This window comes from Sphingobium sp. B7D2B, from assembly GCF_025961895.1.
GTDB lineage: Bacteria > Pseudomonadota > Alphaproteobacteria > Sphingomonadales > Sphingomonadaceae > Sphingobium.
In genome coordinates this window covers 1318686-1339872 of record NZ_JAOQOM010000001.1, presented here as the reverse complement: position 1 = coordinate 1339872, position 21187 = coordinate 1318686, and the positions used below count along the sequence as shown (strand labels likewise).

Below are 21187 nucleotides of genomic sequence, written 5' to 3'. Positions count from 1 at the left end.
AACGCACCATCAGGGCCCGGCATTTCCGCTTTGAGGCGCTCCAGCCTGCGGGGCATCGCCCTGAGACGGGCCGCCCTGCGCGATGGCATCGCGCCGCTCGATGAGCGCATTGAGCAACGCCACGTTGCGGATCAGTTCCTCACGCAGCTCGAAATCCTCCGGCAGGCGCGCTGCAAGCTTCAGCCAGACATCGCGCGCGCGGTCGAACTGGCCCGATTCCGCCAGGGCAAGCCCATAGAAATAATTGGGAGAAACGCCGTCCGGCTGGAAATGCAGGGCCTGCGCGAAGGCATAATCCGCCGCCGGGGTCAGCGTGCCATTGCCATGCGCGACCAGCGCATTGCCCAGCCCCACCCAGATGTTCGCGTCATCGGGATATTCTTTCAGGCCCGAGAGCAGCACATTGGCGGCGCCGGCCGTGTTGCCCTTGCGGGCGAGCGCGTCGGACACGACAAGCCATTTCGTCGCACCCGTCAGCCGCTCGCCGATTTCGGAGCGCTTCTTGGCCAACGCCTCATCGAACTTCACCCGCGAGTCGTTCGCCGCGACCGGCTTGTCGGCCAGACCCGGGCTGCCTTGCCAGGCATAGCCCGCAAGGCCGAGCAGCAGCGCAGTGGCAACCGGCGCGGCATGGCGGAGCGGGAGGCGTGCACCAAGCATGATGCCGATGCCGACGATGAGCGCGAGGCCCGCTGCGATCAACAGGCCGGTCATGCCTTCGCTCCCTTGCGGCGGCGCATCCGCCCATATGCCAGCACCCCGCCCGCGCCCAGCAGCATCAGCGGTGCCGCCCACAGCGGCCAGAGAATGGGATCGGCGGTCGGCTTGTAGCTGATCCAATCCCCATAGCGCTCGATGAGCCAGGCGCGAATGGCTTCGGGGTCTTCGCCCGCGGCGATGCGCTCGCGGATGATCGAGCGCAGGTCCGCCGCCATGCTCGCGTCGCTGTCCGCAATGGACTGGCTCTGGCATGTCAGGCAGCGAATCGTGTGCATCAGCTCGGTTGCCTTCGCCTCCAGCGCCGGATCGTCGAGCTGGCGATTGGCATAGGGTGCGGGCGGCAGTGCCGTCTGCGCGAAGGCGGGCGCCGGCAAAATCACAAGCAAGGCCGGCAGAATGAGCGCGCCCCTCATGATTGCGCCTCGCGCAGCTTTTCGAGGATCATGTCCACATCCTGCGGGCCGATCACGCCGATATGCTGGTAGCGGATGATGCCCTTGCCATCGACCACGAACGTCTCCGGCACCCCGGAGGAGCCCATGTAAAACTGCAGGGCACTGCGCTCATCCAGCCCGATGCGCTGATAAGGATTACCGTGGCGCGTGAGGAAGTCGTCCACATCGGCACGGGCATCGCGGATCGCGACGCCATCAATGGGGACGCCGCGCTGGGCGAGTTGCAGGAGCACCGGCGCCTCGGCGATGCAAGGCACGCACCAGCTCGCGAAGATATTGAGTAGACGCGGCTGGCCGTCCGCCATCGCCTTGGTCGAGAGCGTCGGGCGACTGGAGGCGCCCCCCGGCAGGTCCATCGGCGGCACCGGTTTGCCGATCATCCGCGATTGCACCACCGTCTGCTGCTCACGGTTGAGGCCGAGCGAGGCCACGCCGAGGAAGATCACATAGGCGATCAGCGGAATCCACAGGATGAGCGAGCGCTTGCCGAACTTCATGCCAGCGCCTCCTGCGGATGCTCCGCAGCGGCGCCAGATGCGCGCGCGATCCGCGCCTGCTTACGCTCGCGCCGGACGCGGCCGACCAGCGCCAGCGCGCCACCCAACGCAATCAGGCCGGCGCCGCCCCAGATCAGCGTGACGAACGGCTTCCACCAGATGCGCAACTGCCAGCGGCCATTTTCGAGCGCTTCGCCGAGCACCAGATAGAGCTGGCCGTTCCAGCGGGTAAGCTGGATGGACTCGTTGGTCGGCGTCGGCGGATCGGTGAAATAGCGGGCCTGAGGCCGCGCGGTGCCGATCACCTTGGCGCCACGTCGCACGACAAGCTGCGCTTCCATGGCGGTCCAGTTCGGCCCGGCATAAGGCCGGACGCCTTCCATGGTCACGGTGTAGCCGGCGATCTCGAAAGAGTCCCCCGGCGCTGCAGCCGCCAGCCGCTCGGATGAGAAGGCCGATTCGCTCGCCATGCCGGCCAGGCTGACTGCGCAGCCCAGATGCGCGATCACCATGCCATAAGTGAACATCGGCGTACGCCGCAGATTACGCTTCCAGAGCGGCGCAACGCTGGCCACGGCAACGGCGGCTGCCATGACGAGGCCCAATAGCGGCAACCAGCCGATCGGGCGATCCGCAAACAGCAGCACGGCGATCAGCGTAATCACGGCAGCGCCAATGGCGGGAGCCGAACGCCGCATTGCCGCGCCCGACTCGTCCCGCCGCCAGCGCAGCAGCGGCCCGACGACCAGGGCGGCCATCAGCACCAGTGTGATCGGCCCGATCACCGCGTTGAAATAAGGCGGGCCGACAGAGACGCTCTGGCCCAGCATTTCCGTCAGCAGCGGATAGAGCGTGCCAATGAGCACCAGCCCCAGGATCACGCACAGCAGCAGGTTGTTGACGACGAGCAGCGCCTCGCGGCTGAGCGGATCAAACCGCGCGCCCTCGTTCACCGTGTGGACCCGCATAGCGAACAGCGCGAGCGCGCCGCCGATATAGAGACCGAGCAGAATGAGGATGAAGCTGCCGCGCGTGGGATCGACCGCGAAGGCGTGGACGCTGGTGAGGATACCCGAGCGCACGAGGAAGGTGCCGATCATCGACATTGCGAAAGCGACCACTGCCAGCATCACCGTCCACGCGCGCAACGCATCTCGGGCAGCCAGGACCGAAGCGCTATGGAGCAGCGCCGTCGCCGCCAGCCACGGCATGAGCGAGGCATTCTCGACCGGATCCCAGAACCACCAGCCACCCCAGCCCAACTCGTAATAAGCCCAGTAGGAGCCGGCCGCGATGCCGATGGTCAGCAGGACCCAGGCACCCAGCACCCACGGCCGGATCGCACGGGCGAAGCGGGCATCCACCTGCCGGGTGAGCAGCGCGCCCACTGCGAAGGAGAAGGCCACGGACAGGCCAACATAGCCGAAATAAAGCGTCGGCGGGTGGAAGGCGAGACCGGGGTCCTGGAGCAGTGGATTGAGCCCCTGCCCCTCTACCGCCGGAGGATTGAGGCGCTGGAAGGGATTGGAGGCAAACAGCAGGAAGGCGTAAAAACCAAGGCTGATCGCCGCCTGCGCGCCGAGTGTCGCGAAATGGGTCGCGCGGTCGAGACTGCGCTCGAACAGCGCAACCGCGCCGCCGGCAAGGCTCATCACCGCCACCCAGAGCAGCATCGAGCCCTCGTGATTGCCCCAGGCGCCGGCGAATTTGTAGATGAACGGCTTGAGCGAATGGCTGTTCGCCGCGACCAGATAGACCGACATGTCGGAGATCAGGAACAGGACGATGAGCAGCGCCATAGCGAGACCCGCCAGCACGCCCTGCGCGACCGCCAGGGGCCGGATGAAGCGGGCCGCATCGGCATTGCCGCGCGCGACGGCCGACCAGGCGAGCAGCAATTGCAGGCCGGCGAGCGTGGCCGCGAGCCACAGGGCGGCAAGGCCGGCTTCAGCGATCATTGGCCGCTTGCATCCACCTGATGGGTCTGCGGATCATATTTGATGCCCTCCATCTCGCGCGGCATGTAGCGCTCGTCATGCTTGGCGAGGATGTTGGTCGCGCGGAACACGCCGTCTTCCCCAAAGGCACCTTCCGCCACCGCGCCGCTGTTCTCGGCAAAGAGGTCGGGCGTGATGCCAGTGAAGGAAGCCGGCACGGTGGCCTTGCCGTCAGTCAGGCGGAAATCGACCGTCGTGCCGTTGGCGTGGCGCTTGATGCTTCCTGCTTCGACCATGCCGCCCAGACGAATCGCGCGGCCCGGCTCGACCTTGGCGGCCAGCGCTTCGGCGGGCGTGTAGAAATAGGCGGCCTGCGAGCGCAGCGCGGACATGGCCAGCAGCACGCCGCCGATCATCGCCGCCAGCGCCAGCACCACGAGGATGAGGCGCTGATGCTTGCGCTTGGGGCCAGCTTTGTTCCCTGCTCTGTTGGATGACACCGCAACCATTTCAATCCCGCTCCAGCAAATCCCGCGCCCGGCGCTCCGCCTGCCGCGCGCGGGCCCAAGCCCACAGGCTGGTCGCAACCGTCGCAACAAAGGTGAGGCCATAAGCCGCAATCACGAAAGGCCAGGGATTCATCGTTTATCCTCAGCCCCGCGACATCCGGCGCAACCGCGCCTCGATCCGATTTTCCGCCAGCATCGCCCGCATCCGCAGCAGCACGATCGCCGTGAACCAAAGAGTAAAGCCGAGCACGGTCAAGCCAAGCGGCCAGAGCATGGAGGGCGCGATGCTACTGCTCATGCCGACGACGCTAATGCTCTTGGCCTGGTGGAGACTGTTCCACCACACCACCGAATAATGGATGATCGGCAGATTGAGCGCGCCGATGAGCGCATAGATCGCCGTCACGCGGCTGACGCCGCCAGCATCGCCCCGCTCCACGCTGGCGCGCGCCAGCGCGATGTAGCCGATGTAGAGGAACAGCAGCAGCAGCATGGAGGTCAGGCGACCGTCCCATTCCCACCACGTCCCCCAGGTGGGCCGGCCCCAGATCGATCCGGTGGCGAGGCACAGGGCGGTAAAGACCGCGCCCGGCACAGCAATGGCCCGACCTGCCACACTCGCCAGCGGGTGGCGCCAGACAAGCTGCATGATCGCGGCGATGGTGAGGCCACTCCAGCCGCCCATGCCCAGCCAGGCCGCCGGCACATGAATGTAGAGGATGCGGAAGCTGTGCCCCTGCAGATAATCTGCCGGCGCCATAAATAGCCCTGCCCAGCAACCGGCAAGAATCAGGAGGATACCGCCCCAGAAGCACCAGGGCGTCGCAGGCACGGCAATCGCCAGGAAACGTCGCGGGTTCGCAAGGACGTGCATCCCGCCCCTTTAGAGGCAGCGGGGCAGGCGCGCCAGTGGCTTTGGCCAGAGAATGTGACGCCGAATGTGACCCCGGCCGCGCTCAGCGCAGATAGGGGTTGGCGCGCTTGCGGGTCTTGCGGTCGATGCCCATCAACAGCCCCAGTGAGATCATGATCGAGAGCATCGCGGAGCCGCCATAGGAGACGAGCGGCAAAGGCAGGCCGACGACTGGCGCAAAGCCGACGACCATCATCATGTTGATGGAGATGTAGAGGAACAGACTGCACGTCAGCCCCGCCGCCAGCAGCTGGTCGAAGCGGCTGGCCGCATCCCGCGCGACGTTCATGCCCCAGCGCAGCAGCAGCCAGAACAAGGCGATGATGACCGTCGCGCCGAGCAGTCCCCACTCCTCGGTGATGGCCGGAAAGATGAAATCCGTATGCGACTCAGGGAGATAATGGAGATGGCTCTGACTGCCTTGCAGGTAGCCCTTGCCGAAGAAGCCGCCCGAGCCAATGGCGATGACCGATTGGGTGATATGATAGCCCGCGCCTAACGGATCGGCCTCCGGGTTCATGAAGATCGTCACGCGCCGCTGCTGGTGCGGCAGCAGGAAGCTGTAGATCACCGGGATCAGCACGATCGCGGCCGCCCCCGCCGCCGCATACAGCCGCAGCGGCAATCCCGCGAGAAAGGTCACGACCGCCACGGACAGCACCAGCATCATGCCGGTGCCGAGATCAGGCTGGAGCAGGATGAGCGCGAAGGGCACCACCGTGAGCGCGACCGGCGGCCATAGCGCCGTGAAGGAGCGCGTCGCGGCGGGCGGCAACATCTCGTAGAATCGCGCGACCATGCCGATCACGGCCAGCCGCACGAACTCGGAGGGTTGCAACTGCATGAAGCCGAGATTGAGCCAGCTCCGCGCCCCGCCCCCCACGATGCCCATCATCAGCACAATGATGAGCAGCGCGAGACTCGCCAGATAGGCCGGGAAGAGCAGCGGCTTGAACTGCTCGGAGGGGATGTAGGAAATTACCAGCGCCAGGATCAGAAACAGCGCAAAGCGCAGCAGATGCGCACCGGCCCACGGCACCATCGAACCACCAGCCATGGAATAGAGTGCGAGCGCGCCGACCACCGCCAGCGCCGTCACGATGCCGATGGCACGCCAGGACTGGTTGGCGATCGCAGGCGGGACATGCACGAGCATCATGAGGCGGGATCTTGAACCGGAGTTTGGGAAGGCGACGTTGCCCTCCCCGCCTAATGCCTTTCCGCCTCCAGTGAAAGCACGCGCTTCACCCCTTCGCCTCAGGCAAGCGCTCGGCAGATCGAGCGAGCTTGCCACGCCCGATCTGCCGAAGCCATGTTTCCTCCCATTCTCATCCCGGCAGGGCGTAGGCGATCACTTCATCGCCAATCGGTGTCTCCATGAAATGGTGCCCGCCCGCCATGATGACGAGATACTGCTTCCCGTTCACCTCATACACGCTCGGCGTCGCCTGACCGCCCGCCGGCAGCGTATCCTGCCAGAGCGTCTTGCCCGTCTCGATGTCGATGGCGCGGATCAGGTTGTCCGTCGCCGCGGCGATGAAGGCCACACCGCCAGCTGTGACCACCGCGCCACCATTGTTCGGCGTGCCGATGTTGATGGGAAGCATGGACGGAATCCCCCAGGGGCCATTGCGCCGCGCGGTGCCGAACGGGCGATCCCAGATGGTCTGGCCCGTCCGCATGTCGATCGCGCGGATGCCACCATAAGGCGGGCGCTTGCAGAGTAGGCCAGTCAACGCCAGCCGCCACCCTGCGTTCACCGAGATGGCATAAGGTGAGCCGGCCTGCGGGTCTTGCGAGCCATGCCCACCCCCCTCGCTCATGCTGCCGCCCCGCGTCTTCTCATCGCCACGCGGCGCCGGGAAGCCGCGACGGTCCGCCTCGGCGCGCGGCACCAGGCGATTATAGTTGGGCATATTATTGTAGTTGGCGAGGATCACGCCGCGTACCGGATCGATGGCGAGGCCGCCCCAGTCCGTACCGCCATTATAGCCCGGATATTCGACGAAGTGCTTGTCCGCCGTGGGAGGCGTGTACCGCCCGCGATATTCCGCCTGCCGATATTGGATGCGACAGACCATCTGGTCGATGGGCGACATGCCCCACATGTCGCTTTCCTTGAGGTCGGGGAAGGCGAGCGTGTGGTAGGTCGAATAAGGCTGGGTAGGGCTGCGCCGCTGCGGCTCCACGCCGGTGCGCGGCACCGCCCGCTCCTGCACCGGAAAGATCGGCTGGCCGGTGCGACGGTCCAGCACGTAGATTTCGCCCTGCTTGCTCGGCAGGATCAGCGCCGGCATCGTGCCGGAGCCATTGGGGAAATCGACCAGCGTGGCCTGCGCGCCGAGATCATAGTCCCACACGTCCCGATGCACGGTCTGGAACCGCCAGCGCGGCTTGCCGGTCGTCACGTCCAGCGCAACCAGCGAGGAAGAAAAATCGTCCTCCTGCGGGCTGCGGCTCCCGCTCCAGTAATCCACTGCGGAATTGCCCATCGGCAGATACACGAGGCCCAGCGACTCATCGCCGCTGGCAATGGTCCACATATTGGGTGTGCCGCGCGCATATTCCTGCCCGGCCGGCGGATCGCCCGCCCAATCCGGGTTGAGCATGTCCCACGCCCAGCGCTTCTCGCCCGTGACCGCATCATATCCCTGGATGACGCCGGACGGCGCATCGCGCTTTTGCCCATCCAGCACTTGATGCCCGGTCACGATGACGCCTTGCACGATCGTGGGCGGCGATGTGATCGAGACCATGCCCGGCACCACCCTGCCCATGCCGCGCTTGATATCGACCGCGCCGTTCTCGCCGAAGTCGGAACAGGGCCGGCCGGTCTGCGCATCCACGGCAATCAGGCGGCCGTCCAGCGTACCCTCGATGATGCGCGTCGCGCAGGCCTGCCCTTGCGTGGCTTGCGGCACAGCATAATAAGCGACGCCCCGGCACGCGGCCGTGTAGGGAATCCACGCATGATCGACCTTGGGATCGTAGCGCCAGCGCTGCTGACCGGTCGCCGGATCGAGCGCGATGAGAATATTAGTGGCCGAGCACAGATAGAGCGTATTCCCGACCTTCAGCGGCGTCGTTTCGGCGCCATATTTGTTGTCGGCCATATCCTCGGGCAGATCGCCGGTGTGGAACACCCAGGCGCGCTGCAATTTTCCGACATTGGCCGGCGTGATCTGGCCCAGCGAGGAATAACGCTGCGCTGCGTAGCTGCCGCCATAAGCCGGCCAGTCCGTCCCGGGCCGCAATAGCGAGGGATCGGCCACCGTCGAGGCAAGCCGCGCCGGCATCGTGCCGACGTCAGGAAGGTTGAGGCGGGAGATCACCACGCCACCCACGGCCAGCACAAGCACGGCTGCCACGCTCGCGATGACCGGCACACGCCAGTGCCAGCGCTCGGGCTGGAGCACCGGCAAGGTCAGCAGCACGAGGATCAGGAGCACCGTCGGGCCGACGGTGAAGGGAATCAGCGCCCACCCATCGAGCCCGGCCTCCGCCAGCCCCCAGATGATCGAAAGTCCATAGGCGGCGAGATAGACCCAGACGCCCAGCACCCGCTGTCGGATGAGAAGAAAGCCCGCCAGACCGAGGAGCACCCCGGCAATGAGGTAATAGAGGCTGCCACCCAGCACCGCGAGCCATGCGCCGCCGATAGCCAGCACAAGGCCGACCAGCGCGATAATCGCGCCGACGATGGTTGCGAAGAGGGAGCGAGCACGCGCGCGGGACGTCCAATCAACCGGCATGGCGATCTCCTTTTGCAAGGGAAACAGCCCCCGGGTGGCATGGTTCCGAACTTTATGCCCTTCGCCGATTTTGGCAGCTTCACGCGCTTATGGAGGCCCCACCCGTGCCCAACCCGGGGCATTCACCACCTTTCTTGCGACAATGGGGCGACAAAGCAGTTTGACGCTCCTATATGGCCGGCAACGAGGATCGCGACGCGGCGGGAATCGCACCCCGTCGGCTATGAGTAGAGCCATGCTGACCACGCACCCATTTGATGACGACAAGCTGCGCGAAGAGTGCGGCGTTTTTGGCGTATATGGCGCCGACACAGCCTCCGCCATGGTGGCGCTGGGCCTTCACGCCCTGCAGCATCGCGGGCAGGAAGCCGCCGGCATCACCAGCTGGGACGGTGAGGAGTTCCACACCCACCGGGCCATGGGCCATGTCGCGGGCAACTTCGACAAGGACGATGTGATCCGCCAGCTCGCCGGCCATGTTGCCTGCGGCCATGTGCGCTATTCGACGACCGGCGAGACAGCGCTGCGCAACGTCCAGCCGCTCTATGCCGAGCTGTCCTCGGGCGGCTTCGCCATCGCTCACAATGGCAACATCTCCAACGCGATGAACCTGCGCAAGCGGCTGGTGCGCGATGGCGCGATCTTCCAGTCGACCAGCGATACCGAGGTGATCATCCACCTCGTCGCCAAATCGCGTTATCGGACCCTGCTGGATCGCTTCATCGATGCGCTCAAGCAGGTCGAAGGCGCCTATTCGCTCATCTGCCTGACGCGTGAGGGCCTGATCGCCTGCCGCGATCCGCTCGGCATCCGTCCGCTGGTCATGGGCCGGCTGGGCGATGCGATCATCTTCGCCTCCGAGACTGTGGCGTTCGATGTGGTCGGCGCGGAATATATCCGGCAGGTCGAGCCCGGCGAATTGATCGTCGTCACGCAGGGCGGCGAAATCCGCTCGCACCGCCCCTTTGGCGAGACGGCGCAGGCCCGCCCCTGCATCTTCGAGCATGTCTATTTCTCGCGGCCGGACTCCATCGTCGACGGCAGCAGCGTTTATTCGGTCCGCAAGGGCATTGGCGCGCAACTGGCCATCGAGAGCCCGGTCGATGCCGATCTCGTGATTCCCGTGCCGGATAGCGGCGTGCCTGCCGCCATCGGCTATGCGCAGCAATCGGGCATTCCGTTCGAGCTGGGCATCATCCGCTCGCATTATGTCGGCCGCACCTTCATCCAGCCAGGCGACAAGGTTCGCCATTTGGGCGTGAAGCTCAAGCACAACGCCAATCGGGCGCTGATCGCCGGCAAGCGCATCGTGCTGATCGACGATTCGATCGTGCGCGGCACCACCAGCCTCAAGATCGTGCAGATGATGCGCGAGGCCGGCGCCAAGGATGTGCATATGCGCATCGCCAGCCCGCCGACCCGACATAGCTGCTTCTACGGCGTCGATACGCCCGAGCGCGCCAAGCTGCTCGCGCATCGTATGGACGTTTCCCAGATGTGCTCGTTCATTCATGCCGACAGCCTCGCCTTCGTGTCGATCGAAGGCCTTTACCGGGCGATCGGCGAGGCGCGCCGCAACGATGAGCTGCCGCAATATTGCGATGCCTGCTTCACCGGCGATTATCCCACCACCCTCACCGACTTCGACGATCAGGCCGAAGTGAACCAGCTCGAACTGCTGCGCGAACGCGTGGTCTGAGCCGGAGCGGAGACAGCATGACCGACACGACCGACAACCGGCCCCTGGCCGGGCGCCTTGCCCTCGTCACCGGCGCCAGCCGGGGCATCGGCGCGGCCACCGCCATCGAACTCGCGCGCGATGGCGCGCATGTGGTTCTGGTCGCGCGGTCCGTGCCGGATCTTGAAGCGGTGGAAGAACAGATCCACGCCGCAGGCGGCAGCGCCACCATCGCCCCGCTCGACCTGACCGACGGGGAGAGCATCGGGCGCCTGGCCACGGCGATCAGCGGGCGCTGGGAAGCGCTCGACGTGCTGGTGCTCAATGCTGCCACGCTGGGCACGCTTGCCGCCGTGACCGCCATCGACACCAAGGAATTTGCCCGGCAGCTCACGCTCAACATCGCCTCGACCCAGGCGTTGATCGCGGCCTTCGATCCCATGCTGCGGAAGAGCGCGGACGCGCGCGTGGTGGCCCTCTCCACCGGCGTCGCGACGGCGCCACGCGCTTATTGGGGCGCCTATGGCGCATCCAAGGCGGCGCAAGACGTGCTGGTGAGCGCCTATGGGCAGGAAGTCACCAAGATCTCCAAGGTCCGCACTCACATCGTCAACCCCGGCCCCACCCGCACCACCATGCGCGCACGCGCCTATCCGGGCGAAGACCCGGCAACGCTCAAGACACCGGACGTGGTCGGTCGTGCGATTGCCGATCTGGTGGTCAGCGATGCGGCCGACGGCACGCGGGTCGATCTGCCGCGGTAATGGTAGCGGCCGGCGGTTGAGGCTGGCTAATCCACCGTCGATGGAATCGCCGCGTAATTTTCTGCCGCCTTATTCTTTCGGCGGGCAATAAAGTGCTGTTCCACGAGCCACCAACTCAAAAAGCCGGCTATCAACGACCCAGTGATGGCGCTGCAAACATACAGCGAAAAGGGAAGGCCCGCGGTCAATAGCATTTGCTGAATGGGGAAACCGTACAAATAGGTGCCATAACTCCAGTCGCCAAACTTGGCATCAGGCAGCTTGAAAGAACCGAAGGCCGCGTAAAAAACGACATAGGCCAAGGTGAAAGGAAAGACGGCTTCAGCGGCAACAGCTGATATCGTCGCCAACACCAAAGGCAGGAAAATCGCGGCGATCAACCAAACTGGGCTTCGCCTGATGCGATCCTGATAGAGAAACGTCAGCATACCAGACAGGAAGCAAGGGGCCATTGCTGTCCACAGATATGGCCACCCGAACACATTGCCGATGATCCCAAGACCAGGTTTCATCCCTTTTATGTCGAGCACGACGCGGCACCCAATTATAAGTATGGTGACAGCCAGAACGAGCTGGCGACGCCGCAAAACTTTTAGAAAGCCGAGTCCAGCGACTCCAATATAGCACCAAAACTCGAACGGAATGCTCCAAAGCGCCCCATTGATCGCCTGCACGGGATGACCGTTAAACACGTCTGACGGCGGAAACGCACCGCGTAAGATCAGCGAGCTGCTCAACGTCTGCAGTAGCTCGCGCCACCCAAAGTCATACCGGGTAGCAAAAACCGGTATAACCACAAAAGAACAGAAAAAAATACAAGCCAAATATCCAGGATATATCCTCAGCACTCTTTTCTTAAGGTAGGACCAGTTAGAATCACTTTTAATATAACTGGCAGTGATGAGAAATCCGCTTATACAGAAAAATGCTCTAACCGCGATATTACCGGCATTGTATATGCCGTTGAATATTATGGATATCGGCTCGCCATCTTCCGTTCCAAAATAAATTGCGAAAGAGTGCGACCAAACAACTGCAACTGCGAAAAAAATTCGCAAAAAATCAAAATTATTAACCCGGATATTGGAAGGAACTAGGCGACTGCCTAAAAACTGGGATTGATCAGTCAACTTATCCCCCCGGATAGCCCTAAGTCAGTCGGTTAGATCGCTCCATACACTTTTAATTTTATTAAAAAACCCGCTCGACTGCGGACATTCCTCGCCGGTCTCGGTGGCGCGAAATTCCTCCAGCAGTTCCTTCTGCCGGGCCGAGAGCTTGGTGGGCGTTTCCACTTCGATCTGGATGACGAGATCGCCCCGGCCGCGTGCGTTCAGTACCGGCATACCGGCCCCTCGCTGGCGCAGCTGCTTGCCGGACTGGATGCCGGCGGGAATGCGGATTTCATGATCCTCGCCGTCCAGGCCCGGCACCTCGATGGTGCCGCCCAAGGCCGCGAGCGTGAAGCTGATCGGCACGCGGCAGAACAGGTTGGTGCCGTCCCGCTCGAAAATCTGGTGCCGCTTCACATGCAGGAAGATGTAGAGATCGCCCGCGGGCGCGCCGCGCGGCCCCGCCTCGCCTTGCCCGGTGAGGCGAATGCGTGTGCCTTCGTCCACACCAGCCGGCACCTTCACGTCCAACGAACGGCGCTTGTCCACACGCCCCTCCCCGCGACAGGCGCGACAGGGCGACTTGATCCGCTGGCCCGCGCCATGGCAGCTCGGGCAGGTCCGCTCGATGACGAAGAAGCCCTGCTGCGCCCGCACCTTGCCGTGGCCGCCGCAAGTCGGGCAGCTTTCCACGCTGGTCCCCGGCTCCGCGCCGCTACCGTCGCATGCGTCGCACTGGGTGGAGACATCGATCTCGATGGTCGTGTCGCGGCCATGGAAGGCATCTTCCAGCGAGATTTCCATGTCGTAGCGCAGGTCCGCGCCGCGCCGCGTCTGTTGACGGCCACCGCCGCCAAAACCATCGCCGAAGATCGTCTCGAAAATATCGGAGAAATCGGAGAAACCGGCCTGTCCGCCGCGTCCGCCGCCCATCCCGCCCTGCTCGAAGGCGGCGTGGCCGAAGCGATCATAAGCCGCGCGCTTTTGCTCGTCCTTCAGGCAGTCATAGGCTTCGTTGATCGCCTTGAACTTGGCTTCGCTCTCCTTGCAGCCCGGATTGCGATCCGGATGACACTGCATGGCCAGCTTGCGATAGGCCGACTTGATCGTCGCGCCATCCGCCGTCCGCTCGACTTCGAGCAGCTCGTAATAATCGATTTTGCTACTCATGCCCCGCAGCAGTCCCAAGCAATCGCCCGGCCGGCCAGTTGATGGGCCGGCCGGGCGTCATTTCCGTTCAATCAAGCTTTGTTGTCTTCGTCGACTTCCGAGAACTCGGCGTCGACGACGTCATCATCAGCCTTCTGGGCCGTGCCTTCGGCGCCCGGAGACGCGGCCGCAGCCTGCTCCTTCTCGTAGATCGCCTGGCCGAGCTTCATGGAGACCTGAGCCAGTTCCTGGGTCTTGGTCTTCATGGCCTCGACATCGCCGCCCTCGACTGCGCTCTTGGCCGCGGTGACAGCCGCCTCGATCTCGCCCTTGAGCGCCTCGTCCACCTTGTCGCCATGCTCGGCGAGTTGGCGCTCCGTGGTGTGGATCAGGCTCTCGGCGTTGTTCTTCGCCTCGGCGCCCTCGCGACGCTTCTTGTCCTCCTCGGCAAAGCGCTCGGCATCCTTGACCATCTGGTCGATGTCGGAATCGCTCAGACCGCCAGACGCCTGGATCTTGATCTGCTGCTCCTTGCCGGTGCCCTTGTCCTTGGCAGAGACGTTCACGATGCCGTTCGCGTCGATATCGAACGTGACCTCGATCTGCGGCACGCCACGCGGTGCTGGCGGAATGCCGACCAGATCGAACTGGCCGAGCAGCTTGTTGTCCGCCGCCATTTCACGCTCGCCCTGGAAGACGCGGATAGTCACTGCCTGCTGATTGTCGTCAGCCGTCGAGTAAACCTGGCTCTTCTTGGCCGGGATCGTGGTGTTACGGTCGATCATGCGGGTGAACACGCCACCCAGCGTCTCGATGCCCAGCGACAGCGGCGTCACGTCGAGCAGCAGCACGTCCTTGACGTCGCCCTGCAGCACGCCGGCCTGAATGGCGGCGCCCATGGCGACCACTTCGTCCGGGTTCACACCGGTGTGCGGCTCCTTGCCGAAGAACTCCTTCACCACTTCGCGCACGCGGGGCATGCGGGTCATGCCGCCAACGAGCACGACGTCGCTGATCTCGCTGGAGGAGACGCCGGCGTCCGCAATCGCCTTCTTGCAAGGCTCGAGCGTGCGCTTGATGAGCGCCTCGACCAGCCGTTCAAGGTCGGCACGGGTGATGGTCTTGACCAGGTGCTTGGGACCAGTCGCATCGGCGGTGATGAACGGCAGGTTCACTTCCGTCGTCTGCGCGCTGGAAAGCTCGATCTTGGCCTTCTCGGCGGCTTCCTTCAGGCGCTGCAGCGCCAGCTTGTCGCCGCGCAGGTCGATGCCTTCGTCCTTCTTGAAGCCGTCAGCGAGATATTCGACGATCTTGGAGTCGAAATCTTCACCGCCAAGGAAGGTATCGCCGTTGGTCGACTTCACCTCGAACACGCCATCGCCGATCTCGAGGATCGAGATGTCGAAGGTACCGCCGCCAAGGTCATAGACCGCGATGGTCTTGCCTTCGCTCTTCTCAAGCCCATAGGCGAGCGCCGCTGCGGTCGGCTCGTTGATGATGCGCAGCACTTCAAGGCCCGCAATCTGGCCGGCGTCCTTGGTCGCCTGGCGCTGCGCGTCGTTGAAGTAGGCCGGCACGGTGATGACGGCCTGCGTCACGGTCTCACCGAGATAGCTCTCGGCGGTTTCCTTCATCTTCTGCAGGATGAAGGCGGAAATCTGCGAGGGGCTGTAGTCCTGTCCGCCAGCATTCACCCAGGCGTCGCCATTGGGACCCTTGGCAATGTTGTAGGGGACCAGTTCCATGTCCTTCTTGGTCAGCGGATCGTCGAACCGGCGACCGATCAGGCGCTTGACGGCATAGACGGTGTTGTCCGGATTGGTCACGGCCTGACGCTTGGCCGGCTGGCCAATGAGCCGCTCGCCATCCTTGGCGAATGCCACGATGGAGGGCGTGGTGCGCGCGCCTTCCGCATTCTCGATCACTTTCGGCTTGCCGCCGTCCATCACGGCGACGCAGCTGTTCGTGGTGCCGAGATCAATACCGATAACCTTAGCCATATTTGCCCTCTTGTACCCCATGTGTAGTTGAGCGCCCGGAATTGGGCCGCTGCCGGGGCGGCTCCGCACTCAGGCCGAAACCACCCCGTTGACCGCGCCGATATAGGAGGGTGTTTTCGGGTCACAAGAGCCTCGGTGAATTACCTATGGACGGAAACGCAAGCACACGGGCACGCCACTCGAATTAAGGGGTGACTTGACCGTTCATAGCTGCTTCCGAATAAGCGCCTGACGATTGTGAGCTGCGGGGCTCACTCGTCGGGCACGATTTGGCCATTCTGTCCATGCTATGCGGGTGCCTATGATCAAAGTTTTGTTGATTACCGAGGACCTGCCTGCGAGCAACTACGGGACGGGCCAGCGCATCAGATTGTGGAAGGAGGCAATCGAGACTATCGGCGAATGCCGCGTACTTCATATGGCGTTGCCCGGCAGCGCGCCCAGCGTCGCGGACTACAGCGCACCCATGGCTTTCGATTATCGAGCCTACCGCATGAAATGGCTCTGGTGGCAGGGTAGCTTTGGTTATTATCGGGCTGCGCGGCGTTACCACGACCTGCTTCACGGCATTCATCGCGAGTTTCCCTTTGACGCGGCGATCTGCAGCTTTTTCAAAACCGCGCCTTTCGCACCGCTCGATCTGGCGCCCTGCATCCTTGATGTGGATGCGCTGCTCTGGCCAGACAGCAGCTTCGCACGCGCGATCTGGCCGCTCACGCAAATGGCCATGCGGCGCCGGGCGCGCCGCTTTGCGGAAACCGTCGTCATTGCAAAGCACGAGGGGGATGTGCTCGCATCGCCGGGCCTGCAGCCCAAATTGCTTCCCGGTGCATCCCGCACGGTTCAGGCCGCACTGGATCCTGAGCAACCGCGTGGCCGCAACATATTGTTCGTGGGGCCCCGCCACTGGCAGCCCAATCGCGAGGCTATGGAGGCGCTCATAAGCAGCGGGCTTCCGGCCCGGCTGGACGATGCGGGCTACACGCTGCGCCTCGTCGGCCAGGGCACGGACGAATTCCCTCCGATGCGCGGCTTGAGCGGCGGCGGTTTCGTGGATGATATCGCGCAGGAATATGCTCAGGCTGCGCTTGTCCTGAGTTCCACGGAAGCAGGCAACGGCGCGAATATCAAGCTGGCAGAAGCCATCCAATATGGCTGCGCTGTCATCGCAAGCGACTATTCAGCGCGCGGCTACGAAGGTGTGCTCGTGCCCGGCGAGCATCTCATGACCTATGCGGACCCTGCCGCCCTGCCCGACCTCGTCATGGCGACCCTGGCCGACGAGCCACTGCTTCGCCGTATCGTGCAAATGCGGCCCTCGTGGCCCGCGAGCGGCTGAGCAAGGAAGCGCTTACGACGCTGGTTGCCGGATGGCTCGAAAGCGCGATCGCCAGGGGCCAATAACCCTCCCACTTGGCATGCTCTGGCCCAGCCTCTATCGGGTTAGCCAAACAGACGACCGGAGAACGGCAATGCTCAAGGCCCGCACCCTCTTCACGGCAGCCGCGATGCTGGCGACGCTTGGCGCTTGCAGCGACCCGCCGCCGCTGGATGTCGATGGCGGCTTCCTGCGCCTCAACCCCAATCCCAATGCCCCCTCGGCGGCCTATTTCACGATCCACGGCGGCGCCGATGATGTCGTGCTGCGCGACGTGCTGACCGACGAAGCCGTGCGTGTGGAAATTCACGAGAGCAGCACCAAGGACGGCGTCGCCTCCATGCGCCCAGTGAAGACTGTGGACGTGCCCGCCGGCGCGACAGTGAAGTTCGAACCGGGCGGCAAACACCTCATGCTGTGGTCGATCAACCCGCAGGCGCTTGAGGACAAGAAGATGACGTTCACCTTCATCTTCTCCAATGGCCAGCGCATTCTCGCCGATGCCATCGTGCAACAGCCGGACGCGGAGGGCGCGATGGCCGGCATGGAAGACCATAGCGGCCACTGAGTTGGGCAGTCTATTCAGGCATAAAACATGGAGATTAACATCGCTGTTCAGGCGATGGTGGGCGCGGCAAGGATTGAACTTGCGACCCCACCCGTGTGAAGGGTGTGCTCTACCACTGAGCTACGCGCCCGGCGATCCAATCGCGGAGGCGAGCGCTTTGGCGACTGAGCGGCGGCATGTCAAGCCGCTGTATCGGCCTTCCATGCGATTCCTTGGGACCGTCAGCCGCGACACCGCACTGCCCTTCAGTGCTTGGTTTGCGTCATCCGGTCGACATAGGCGATGCCGATGGCGGATATGATGAAGAGGCCGTGGATGATCGCCTGCCACATCACGCCCTCGCTCGTCACGCGCGCGGCGGGCGTGCCGAGCGCCCCGACCTCGATGAAGGTGCGCAGGAGATGGATCGAGGAAATGCCGATGATCGCCATCGCCAGCTTCACCTTGAGCACGCCGGCATTCACATGGCTGAGCCACTCCGGCTGGTCGCGATGGCCCTGCAGGCCGAGCCGGGACACGAAGGTCTCATAGCCGCCAACGATGACCATGATCAGCAGGTTGGAGATCATCACCACATCGATCAGCCCGAGCACCATCAGCATGATCTGCTGCTCGGTGAACTCGTAGGCGTGGAGGACGAGGTGGATCAGCTCCTTGATGAACAGGAACACATAGACGCACTGCGCGACGATGAGGCCCAGATACAGCGGGAGCTGAAGCCAGCGCGACCCGAAGATCAGCAGCGGCAGCGGACGGAGCGGAGCGTTGGGATCGGCAGGTGTCATGGCGGCCAGATAATGGGCCGCCCAAACCCTGTCATCCCCGATTCTGGTGGCCGCCCGGTGATCATCGCACGCTGCGCGCGCTCGACCGACCTGCTGCCGCTTGCATGGCTGGTTCCCCTCACCCATATCGCGGCGCATGGCAGACACCCAGCACAGCGCCATGCCGGTCTGGCACGGCACCACCATCCTCTCCGTCCGCGCTTCAGGAAAGGTCGTCGTCATCGGCGATGGCCAGGTCTCGATGGGGCAGACGGTCATGAAACCCAATGCCCGCAAGGTCCGCCGCCTGCATGATGGCAGCGTGATTGGCGGCTTTGCCGGCGCCACCGCCGATGCCTTCACGCTCTTCGAGCGGCTGGAGAGCAAGCTGGAGCGCCACAACGGGCAGCTGATGCGCGCCGCCGTGGAACTGGCGAAGGACTGGCGGACAGACAAATATCTGCGCAATCTGGAAGCCATGATGATCGTGGCGGACAAGGAGACGACCTTGATCCTCACCGGCAATGGCGATGTGCTGGAGCCGCTGGAAGGCATCGCCGCCATCGGATCGGGCGGCAATTATGCCCTCTCCGCCGCGCGCGCGCTGCAGGATTATGAGAAGGACGCCGAGACGCTGGCCCGCAAGGCCATGAAGATCGCGGCGGAAATTTGCGTCTACACCAATGACAGCCTGACCATCGAGACTCTGGACAGCGCCACCTGACACATCATCCCGCCTCACCCCGTTCGTCTCGAGCGAAGTCGAGAGACGGACAGACCGGCCTCAACGTGTCTCGACTTCGCTCGACACGAACGGATTTCAAAGCACCCTTATGAACGACAATCTCACCCCCAAAGCCATCGTCACCGCGCTGGATGCGCACATCATCGGCCAGGCCGAGGCCAAGCGCGCTGTCGCGGTCGCTCTGCGCAACCGCTGGCGGCGGCAGAAGCTCTCGCCCGAGCTACGCGACGAGGTGACGCCCAAGAACATCCTGATGATCGGCCCCACGGGCTGCGGCAAGACCGAGATCAGCCGGCGCCTCGCCAAGCTGGCCGATGCGCCGTTCATCAAGGTGGAAGCGACCAAGTTTACCGAGGTCGGCTATGTCGGCCGCGACGTGGAGCAGATCGTGCGCGATCTGGTTGAGGAAGCGGTGCGCCTGGAGCGCGAGCGCCGGCGCGAGGCTGTGCGCGACGCGGCCAGCGAGGCGGCCATGGGCCGGCTGCTCGATGCCCTCACCGGCAAGGAAGCCAGCGAGGCCACGCGCCTCTCCTTCCGCCAGCGGATCGAGAGCGACCAGATGAACGATGTCGAGGTGGAGGTCGAGGTGACCGATGCCCCGGCCGCGCCGATGGAAATCCCCGGCATGGGTGGCAATATCGGCATGATCAACCTGTCGGACATGATGTCCAAGGCGCTCGGCCAGCAGCAGAAGAAGCGTCGCAAGATGCGGGTTGCCGATGCCTGGGACAAGCTGGTCGAGGAAGAGCAGGACAAGCGGCTCGATCAGGATGATGTCGCCCGCGTCGCCATCGCCTCGGCCGAGCAGAACGGCATCGTCTTCCTCGATGAGATCGACAAGATCGCGGTGAGCGATGTGCGCGGCGGATCGGTGAGCCGCGAGGGCGTGCAGCGCGATCTGCTGCCGCTGATCGAGGGCACGACGGTCGCCACCAAATATGGCCCGCTCAAGACCGACCATATCCTGTTCATCGCCTCGGGCGCCTTCCATGTCGCCAAGCCGAGCGACTTGCTGCCGGAACTGCAGGGCCGCCTGCCGATCCGCGTGGAATTGAAGGGCCTCACTGAGGAGGATTTCGTCGCGATCCTTTCCGACACCAAGGCCTCGCTGCCCGAGCAATATGCCGCGCTTCTGGCGACGGAAGGCGTAACCATCCAGCTCGCGCCGGACGGTATCCGCGCGATCGCGAAGATCGCCGCCGACGTGAACGAGCAGGTCGAGAATATCGGGGCGCGCCGGCTCCAGACGGTGATGGAGAAATTGCTGGAGGATGTGAGCTTCGAGGCGGACACCCGCGCGGGCGAGACGATCACCATCGATGCCGGCTATGTGGAACGCCAGCTTTCAGGTATCGCCAAGAACACGGACCTGAGCAAATATATCCTCTGACTCGGAGGCGTTAAGGGAGCGATTGCGCATGAGCTATGAGACAGTGCTGGTCGAGCAGCGCGGTGCCGTCACACTGGTCACGCTCAATCGCCCCCAGGCGCTCAACGCCCTCAACAGCCAGGTGCTGGCCGATCTGATCGCGGTGTTCGAGTGCTACGATGCGGACGACGCGCAGCGCTGCCTCGTCCTCACCGGCAGCGAGAAAGCCTTCGCCGCCGGCGCGGACATCAAAGAGATGGCCGACAAGACCGGAGCGGACATGTACCGCGCGGAGATGTTCGCGCAGTGGAGCAGCCGCATCGCTGCCACGCGCAAGCCGTGGATCGCGGCGGTCGCCGGCTTCGCGCTCGGCGGCGGGTGCGAACTGGCGATGATGGCGGACTTCATCATAGCAGCGGACACGGCGAAGTTCGGCCAGCCGGAAATCACTTTGGGCGTCGCGCCCGGCATGGGCGGGTCCCAGCGCCTGACCCGCGCGGTCGGCAAAGCCAAGGCGATGGACCTGTGCCTCACCGGTCGCCGCATGGATGCAGAGGAAGCCGAGCGGGCTGGCCTTGTCGCGCGCATCGTGCCGGCCGATGACTTGCTGGACGAAGCGCTGAAGGCGGCCGAGGCGGTCGCCGCCATGCCGCCGTTGGCCGTCATGGCCAACAAGGAGCTGGTCAACCTCGCGTTCGAAACCACACTCACCCAGGGTCTGGTCAGCGAGCGGCGCATCTTCCAGCTTCTCGCATCCACCGAAGACAAGGCGGAGGGCATGGCAGCCTTTGTGGAAAAGCGCCGGCCGGAATGGACCGGGCGTTAAGCACTGCTACAGTGCTCTGTGCCGATGAGGCGCGGCACAACGGGTCGCCGG

General features: G+C 64.0%; 20 protein-coding genes and 1 tRNA gene. 7 read left to right on the top strand and 14 right to left on the bottom strand.

Annotated features, from left to right (window positions below):
* Positions 1-9: 9 nt before the first annotated feature.
* The 9 genes from M2341_RS06025 to M2341_RS05985 form a co-directional block, all read right to left on the bottom strand.
* Complete coding sequence (locus tag M2341_RS06025; RefSeq protein WP_264576214.1) at positions 10-714, bottom strand: tetratricopeptide repeat protein; 705 nt, start codon at positions 712-714, stop codon at positions 10-12.
* Positions 711-1133 (bottom strand): cytochrome c-type biogenesis protein CcmH, encoded by a 423-nt coding sequence (locus M2341_RS06020; RefSeq protein ID WP_264584603.1) that lies wholly within the window; start codon positions 1131-1133, stop codon positions 711-713. Before M2341_RS06020 ends, M2341_RS06025 begins: the two co-directional genes overlap by 4 nt.
* Complete coding sequence (locus M2341_RS06015; RefSeq protein WP_264584602.1) at positions 1130-1672, bottom strand: DsbE family thiol:disulfide interchange protein; 543 nt, start codon at positions 1670-1672, stop codon at positions 1130-1132. Before M2341_RS06015 ends, M2341_RS06020 begins: the two co-directional genes overlap by 4 nt.
* Positions 1669-3630: a heme lyase CcmF/NrfE family subunit gene (locus M2341_RS06010; protein WP_264584601.1), complete on the bottom strand. Its 1962-nt coding sequence runs from the start codon at positions 3628-3630 to the stop codon at positions 1669-1671. The genes M2341_RS06015 and M2341_RS06010 overlap by 4 nt, the downstream gene beginning before the upstream one ends.
* Positions 3627-4118 (bottom strand): cytochrome c maturation protein CcmE, encoded by a 492-nt coding sequence (gene ccmE, locus M2341_RS06005; protein ID WP_264569781.1) that lies wholly within the window; start codon positions 4116-4118, stop codon positions 3627-3629. Before ccmE ends, M2341_RS06010 begins: the two co-directional genes overlap by 4 nt.
* Before the next feature lies 1 nt (position 4119).
* On the bottom strand, positions 4120-4251 hold the full coding sequence (gene ccmD, locus M2341_RS06000; protein ID WP_181559106.1) for a heme exporter protein CcmD: 132 nt from the start codon (positions 4249-4251) through the stop codon (positions 4120-4122).
* A gap of 9 nt (positions 4252-4260) precedes the next feature.
* Positions 4261-4992 (bottom strand): heme ABC transporter permease CcmC, encoded by a 732-nt coding sequence (gene ccmC, locus M2341_RS05995; protein WP_264569779.1) that lies wholly within the window; start codon positions 4990-4992, stop codon positions 4261-4263.
* Positions 4993-5074: 82 nt separating this feature from the next.
* Positions 5075-6190, bottom strand: coding sequence for a rod shape-determining protein RodA (gene rodA / locus M2341_RS05990; RefSeq protein ID WP_264574755.1), 1116 nt, complete (start codon positions 6188-6190; stop codon positions 5075-5077).
* Positions 6191-6359: 169 nt separating this feature from the next.
* The gene (locus M2341_RS05985) at positions 6360-8783 is read right to left on the bottom strand and encodes a membrane-bound PQQ-dependent dehydrogenase, glucose/quinate/shikimate family (RefSeq protein ID WP_264584600.1); all 2424 of its coding nucleotides are present in this window, start codon (positions 8781-8783) and stop codon (positions 6360-6362) included.
* 235 nt (positions 8784-9018) lie between these two features.
* Between M2341_RS05985 and purF the strand changes: the two genes are divergently transcribed.
* Positions 9019-10482: an amidophosphoribosyltransferase gene (gene purF, locus M2341_RS05980; protein WP_181559103.1), complete on the top strand. Its 1464-nt coding sequence runs from the start codon at positions 9019-9021 to the stop codon at positions 10480-10482.
* A gap of 17 nt (positions 10483-10499) precedes the next feature.
* A complete protein-coding gene (locus M2341_RS05975) occupies positions 10500-11225 on the top strand; it encodes an SDR family NAD(P)-dependent oxidoreductase (protein ID WP_264584599.1) in 726 nt (241 codons plus the stop codon).
* A 26-nt stretch (positions 11226-11251) separates the two neighbouring features.
* Here the strand turns inward: M2341_RS05975 and M2341_RS05970 are convergent, their stop codons facing one another.
* The 3 genes from M2341_RS05970 to dnaK all read right to left on the bottom strand — a co-directional run bounded on the left by M2341_RS05970 (position 11252) and on the right by dnaK (position 15486).
* Positions 11252-12355 (bottom strand): acyltransferase family protein, encoded by a 1104-nt coding sequence (locus tag M2341_RS05970; protein ID WP_264584598.1) that lies wholly within the window; start codon positions 12353-12355, stop codon positions 11252-11254.
* Between the two features lie 24 nt (positions 12356-12379).
* Positions 12380-13507, bottom strand: coding sequence for a molecular chaperone DnaJ (gene dnaJ, locus M2341_RS05965; protein ID WP_264584597.1), 1128 nt, complete (start codon positions 13505-13507; stop codon positions 12380-12382).
* Between the two features lie 71 nt (positions 13508-13578).
* Complete coding sequence (gene dnaK / locus M2341_RS05960; protein WP_181559100.1) at positions 13579-15486, bottom strand: molecular chaperone DnaK; 1908 nt, start codon at positions 15484-15486, stop codon at positions 13579-13581.
* Positions 15487-15787: 301 nt separating this feature from the next.
* Here dnaK and M2341_RS05955 point away from each other — a divergent pair, with 301 nt between their 5' ends.
* Together M2341_RS05955 and M2341_RS05950 are read left to right on the top strand one after the other, a co-directional pair.
* The gene (locus M2341_RS05955) at positions 15788-16825 is read left to right on the top strand and encodes a glycosyltransferase family 4 protein (RefSeq protein WP_264584596.1); all 1038 of its coding nucleotides are present in this window, start codon (positions 15788-15790) and stop codon (positions 16823-16825) included.
* A 133-nt stretch (positions 16826-16958) separates the two neighbouring features.
* Positions 16959-17432, top strand: a complete 474-nt coding sequence (locus tag M2341_RS05950) for a copper chaperone PCu(A)C (protein ID WP_264584595.1) — start codon at positions 16959-16961, stop codon at positions 17430-17432.
* Between the two features lie 55 nt (positions 17433-17487).
* Here the strand turns inward: M2341_RS05950 and M2341_RS05945 are convergent.
* Together M2341_RS05945 and M2341_RS05940 are read right to left on the bottom strand one after the other, a co-directional pair.
* Positions 17488-17562 (bottom strand) — tRNA-Val (locus tag M2341_RS05945).
* 115 nt (positions 17563-17677) lie between these two features.
* Positions 17678-18217, bottom strand: coding sequence for a TIGR00645 family protein (locus M2341_RS05940; protein ID WP_264584594.1), 540 nt, complete (start codon positions 18215-18217; stop codon positions 17678-17680).
* Positions 18218-18377: 160 nt separating this feature from the next.
* Here M2341_RS05940 and hslV point away from each other — a divergent pair, with 160 nt between their 5' ends.
* The 3 genes from hslV to M2341_RS05925 all read left to right on the top strand — a co-directional run bounded on the left by hslV (position 18378) and on the right by M2341_RS05925 (position 21136).
* Entirely contained in the window at positions 18378-18920 is a 543-nt protein-coding gene (gene hslV / locus M2341_RS05935; protein ID WP_264585994.1) for an ATP-dependent protease subunit HslV, read from the top strand.
* Positions 18921-19029: 109 nt separating this feature from the next.
* A complete protein-coding gene (gene hslU, locus M2341_RS05930; protein ID WP_264574747.1) occupies positions 19030-20331 on the top strand; it encodes an ATP-dependent protease ATPase subunit HslU in 1302 nt (433 codons plus the stop codon).
* Between the two features lie 28 nt (positions 20332-20359).
* Positions 20360-21136, top strand: coding sequence for an enoyl-CoA hydratase-related protein (locus M2341_RS05925; RefSeq protein ID WP_264584593.1), 777 nt, complete (start codon positions 20360-20362; stop codon positions 21134-21136).
* The last annotated feature ends 51 nt before the right edge of the window (positions 21137-21187 follow it).

Excerpts from the sequence above, each read along its gene's own strand:
- ccmC (WP_264569779.1), bottom strand. The coding sequence starts at position 4,992 with ATGCACGTCCTTGCGAACCCGCGACGTTTCCTGGCGATTGCCGTGCCT.
- M2341_RS05955 (WP_264584596.1), top strand. The coding sequence starts at position 15,788 with ATGATCAAAGTTTTGTTGATTACCGAGGACCTGCCTGCGAGCAACTAC.
- dnaK (WP_181559100.1), bottom strand. The coding sequence starts at position 15,486 with ATGGCTAAGGTTATCGGTATTGATCTCGGCACCACGAACAGCTGCGTC.
- M2341_RS06010 (WP_264584601.1), bottom strand. The coding sequence starts at position 3,630 with ATGATCGCTGAAGCCGGCCTTGCCGCCCTGTGGCTCGCGGCCACGCTC.
- hslU (WP_264574747.1), top strand. The coding sequence starts at position 19,030 with ATGAACGACAATCTCACCCCCAAAGCCATCGTCACCGCGCTGGATGCG.
- M2341_RS06015 (WP_264584602.1), bottom strand. The coding sequence starts at position 1,672 with ATGAAGTTCGGCAAGCGCTCGCTCATCCTGTGGATTCCGCTGATCGCC.
- ccmE (WP_264569781.1), bottom strand. The coding sequence starts at position 4,118 with ATGGTTGCGGTGTCATCCAACAGAGCAGGGAACAAAGCTGGCCCCAAG.
- M2341_RS06025 (WP_264576214.1), bottom strand. The coding sequence starts at position 714 with ATGACCGGCCTGTTGATCGCAGCGGGCCTCGCGCTCATCGTCGGCATC.
- M2341_RS05940 (WP_264584594.1), bottom strand. The coding sequence starts at position 18,217 with ATGACACCTGCCGATCCCAACGCTCCGCTCCGTCCGCTGCCGCTGCTG.
- M2341_RS05950 (WP_264584595.1), top strand. The coding sequence starts at position 16,959 with ATGCTCAAGGCCCGCACCCTCTTCACGGCAGCCGCGATGCTGGCGACG.
- dnaJ (WP_264584597.1), bottom strand. The coding sequence starts at position 13,507 with ATGAGTAGCAAAATCGATTATTACGAGCTGCTCGAAGTCGAGCGGACG.
- M2341_RS05985 (WP_264584600.1), bottom strand. The coding sequence starts at position 8,783 with ATGCCGGTTGATTGGACGTCCCGCGCGCGTGCTCGCTCCCTCTTCGCA.
- M2341_RS06020 (WP_264584603.1), bottom strand. The coding sequence starts at position 1,133 with ATGAGGGGCGCGCTCATTCTGCCGGCCTTGCTTGTGATTTTGCCGGCG.
- M2341_RS05925 (WP_264584593.1), top strand. The coding sequence starts at position 20,360 with ATGAGCTATGAGACAGTGCTGGTCGAGCAGCGCGGTGCCGTCACACTG.
- ccmD (WP_181559106.1), bottom strand. The coding sequence starts at position 4,251 with ATGAATCCCTGGCCTTTCGTGATTGCGGCTTATGGCCTCACCTTTGTT.
- purF (WP_181559103.1), top strand. The coding sequence starts at position 9,019 with ATGCTGACCACGCACCCATTTGATGACGACAAGCTGCGCGAAGAGTGC.
- rodA (WP_264574755.1), bottom strand. The coding sequence starts at position 6,190 with ATGATGCTCGTGCATGTCCCGCCTGCGATCGCCAACCAGTCCTGGCGT.
- M2341_RS05975 (WP_264584599.1), top strand. The coding sequence starts at position 10,500 with ATGACCGACACGACCGACAACCGGCCCCTGGCCGGGCGCCTTGCCCTC.
- hslV (WP_264585994.1), top strand. The coding sequence starts at position 18,378 with ATGCCGGTCTGGCACGGCACCACCATCCTCTCCGTCCGCGCTTCAGGA.